Here is a 3,123-nt window from a genome sequence, read left to right as displayed (position 1 = left end):
GCGGCTCATAGACTGGCATGAGCTGTTGTGTTATGGCTTGCTGGAAAATACGGTCTTTGACGGTTGGCACAGTCACATCAAAATGCACTTGATCACAGCAGGGATTTGGGAACAGCTACGATCCTCCATCCCTACCATCCACTTTTCGGCCAGAGTTTCCCCATTCTGAAAATCAGGAAAGTAAACGGCCAGCGCCGGTATTCCCTCCGGTCTGAGGATAATGTCTTTTCCATCCCTGAATCCTGGACCATTGATACAGGACAGAATGCCTTTGCGGAAAGCTACTTCGATACCGATTCTATAAGGTCACTCCTCGAACTTGCAGATCTACTGCATAAATGAGCACGTTCCTAATACCACAGGGTAGACTTTTTTCTCTCCCTGTGATATAATCTTATCATGAATACTACTAATAAGACTTCAAGGCCATACAAATCCATGACCACTGACGCTCTCAAAGCACGCCGTCAGGAACTCCTCGACAGGATGCCGGACCCGGCCCATGTCATGAGGGCTTCCCTGATTACCAGATCCATCAAATGCGGCAAGCCTAACTGCAGATGTACCAATGGAGAGGGGCACAAAAGCCTGTACCTTTCTTCTTATTACAATGGTAAGACCCAGCTTGATTCCGTCCCAAAAGCTTATAAGGACAAGGTCTCCCAGAGTATCAAGGATTATGAGGATATCACAGCACTGCTTGCAGAACTAAGCTGCATCAACCTGGAACTGTTCCGGCGCAGAGAGGACGACCTTTAGCCTGAAAGGAGGAGGCTTCATTATGGAAGGAACTCTCATGTACCTGACCGGTAACGATCCCCGGCTCGCACAGGATCTCATCTTTGCATTGTCTAACCTGTTCATCTCCTTCTTTTCAGCGGAAAAGGAGGATGAACATGAAGCAGAACCCATCAATCCCATCCAAGATACGGGCGGCGCACCTGGACAGGGAGGCCCTTGTCTATGTCCGCCAATCAACCATGGCACAGGTCCGGTTCAACCAGGAGAGCACGCAGAGACAATACGCCCTTCAAGAAAGGGCATTATCGCTTGGCTGGCCGGAAGAACACATCCGTGTGATCGACGGGGATCTGGGCATATCCGGATCCGGAAGGTCGAAACGCCCGGGCTTTGCCCAGCTCGTGACGAGCGTGTCACTGGGCGAAGTCGGTGCAGTATTCGGGCTGGAGATATCGCGCCTTGCCCGCTCATCTGCTGACCTGATGAAGCTCCTTGAGCTGTGCAGCCTGTTTGACACCCTTGTGATCGACGAAGATGGCATTTACGACATGTCTGACTTTAATGACCGCCTCCTTATCGGCCTGAAAGGGACCATGGGCGAGGCCGAACTCCACTTCCTGCATGCCCGCATGATCGGCGGTAAGGAAAACGCTGCCTCCAGAGGGGAACTGCGCTTCCCTCTCCCAGTCGGCTATGTCTATGACCCCGACGGCAGGACTAGCATGGATCCGGATGAGGAAGTGCAGCATGCCCTCTCCACACTGTTTCGTGTTTTCCGTACCTCTGGGAGCGCCTACGGTGTTGTGCGGTATTTCGCAGAAAACAGCATCCTATTTCCTAAACGCGCCTATGGCGGTGCATGGGATGGAAAGATCACCTGGGGGACGCTGACCCACAGCCGTGTCCTTTCCGTCATACATAACCCTGCCTATACTGGTGCATATGTGTATGGCCGTTACCGGGACAATAAAACCGTAAATGCTGACGGCCATTTCGAACACCATCCTGTCCGTCTCCCCGACAAGGAAGAATGGAGGGTATTCATTCCCGGGCATCACCAGGCCTATATCTCCTGGGACGATTTCGAAGCGAACCAAAAACAGCTCTGCTCCAACCAGACAAACACAGAGCTCTGCGGACCGGCTCGTGAAGGTGCCGCCCTCCTCCCGGGACTCCTGATCTGCGGCAGGTGCGGCCGCCGAATGACTGTCCGTTATACCGGGAATGGCGGCATACGCCCCCTGTACGAATGCGTCGGCCGCTGGGAACATGGCAACAAGGCCACCTGTTCCTCCGTCCCTGCCGTTCCCCTTGACCAGGCTATATCCGATAAGATCCTCTCCATTATGAAGCCTTCGGAATTGGAGATTTCCCTGAAGGTGATGCACAGTATCAATGACGCGGACAGGATGTCGGATAAGCAATGGCTCCTTGCAGTCGAACGGGCACAGTACGAAGCAGATCGTGCAGAAAGGCAGTTCATGCTTACAGATCCGGAAAACCGGCTCGTTGTCCGTTCCCTGGAAGCGAATTGGGAGCAAAAGCTCAAGGATCTGGAAAAAGTAAAACAGGATTACGCTGCATACTGTTCAAAAAAAGCCTGGGTCCCATCCAAAGAAGAGGAAAAGGACATCCTGGACCTTGCCCGCAGGATCCCTGATATCTGGAACGCACCTTCTTCAACACCAGTGGAGAAGAAGCGCATTATACGTGTCCTGATCGAAGATATCACCGTCCTGTCAGAAAAAAGATGTTCTGATTTTTCAATAGGCATCCGTTTCCGCAGCGGCAGGGTCGAACACTTACCCTTAAAAAAGCCCCTCCCCTGCGCGGACCGCAGGCGGCACACGGATGATACCATCACCATCATCCGTGATCTCGCTTCATCCATGGATGACTACGAGATCGCCGACCGTCTGAACCGGGACGCCCTGACCACCCCGGAAGGAAAAAACTTCACTTATGCCGGTGTCAGATGGATCCGTTACAAACACGCTATTTCCGGCCCTTACCAGAGAAACCGTCAAGGCATTTCTGTCGCTGAAGCCGCCAGCCTGCTCGGCATATCCACTGAAAAAATCTATTATGGTATATCTGCGGGAAAGATCCCCGCTAAAAAGCAGCATCCCGGGTGGCCCTGGGAAGTATTGATCGATGATACCAATCTGGAATCAATAAAAGCTCTTTATACATAGGCTTTCTTTACCCTGAAACCAGCTGTCTTCCGTATAGCTGGAGGCAGCATTCCAAAACATCGTTGGGAGGTGTGCAGTATGAAGTCACCGTGGGAATACCAAGCTTTCGTATTCCACCATCTGGCTTGGGAATCTCCACTCGTCTCACCGGGTCGGGGCTGTATTTTCCCTTTCTGATTCTCTCGAT

General features: G+C 52.2%; 3 protein-coding genes and 1 pseudogene. 3 read left to right on the top strand and 1 reads right to left on the bottom strand.

Annotated features, from left to right (window positions below; translation table 11 throughout):
* Positions 1 to 63 precede the first annotated feature (63 nt).
* From BUA56_RS23140 to BUA56_RS22415, 3 genes are all read left to right on the top strand, one after another.
* Complete coding sequence (locus tag BUA56_RS23140) at positions 64 to 342, top strand: DUF5372 family protein (protein WP_207650968.1); 279 nt, start codon at positions 64 to 66, stop codon at positions 340 to 342.
* 57 nt (positions 343 to 399) lie between these two features.
* On the top strand, positions 400 to 759 hold the full coding sequence (locus tag BUA56_RS22420; protein WP_242946861.1) for a DUF6788 family protein: 360 nt from the start codon (positions 400 to 402) through the stop codon (positions 757 to 759).
* Between the two features lie 137 nt (positions 760 to 896).
* Complete coding sequence (locus BUA56_RS22415; protein WP_072854968.1) at positions 897 to 2,936, top strand: recombinase family protein; 2,040 nt, start codon at positions 897 to 899, stop codon at positions 2,934 to 2,936.
* A gap of 7 nt (positions 2,937 to 2,943) precedes the next feature.
* Here the strand turns inward: BUA56_RS22415 and BUA56_RS24045 are convergent.
* Positions 2,944 to 3,123 (bottom strand): annotated as a pseudogene (locus BUA56_RS24045) (hypothetical protein); the annotation flags it as partial.

Origin of the sequence: Lactonifactor longoviformis DSM 17459, from assembly GCF_900129135.1 — a bacterium.
Classification (GTDB): domain Bacteria; phylum Bacillota; class Clostridia; order Lachnospirales; family Lachnospiraceae; genus Lactonifactor; species Lactonifactor longoviformis.
The sequence above is the reverse complement of the archived record's forward strand: the minus strand, read 5'-3'. Positions and strand labels throughout refer to the sequence as shown.

What these genes read in the sequence shown, in the direction of transcription:
- BUA56_RS22420 (WP_242946861.1), top strand. Translation starts at nt 400, where the DNA reads ATGAATACTACTAATAAGACTTCAAGGCCATACAAATCCATGACCACT.
- BUA56_RS22415 (WP_072854968.1), top strand. Translation starts at nt 897, where the DNA reads ATGAAGCAGAACCCATCAATCCCATCCAAGATACGGGCGGCGCACCTG.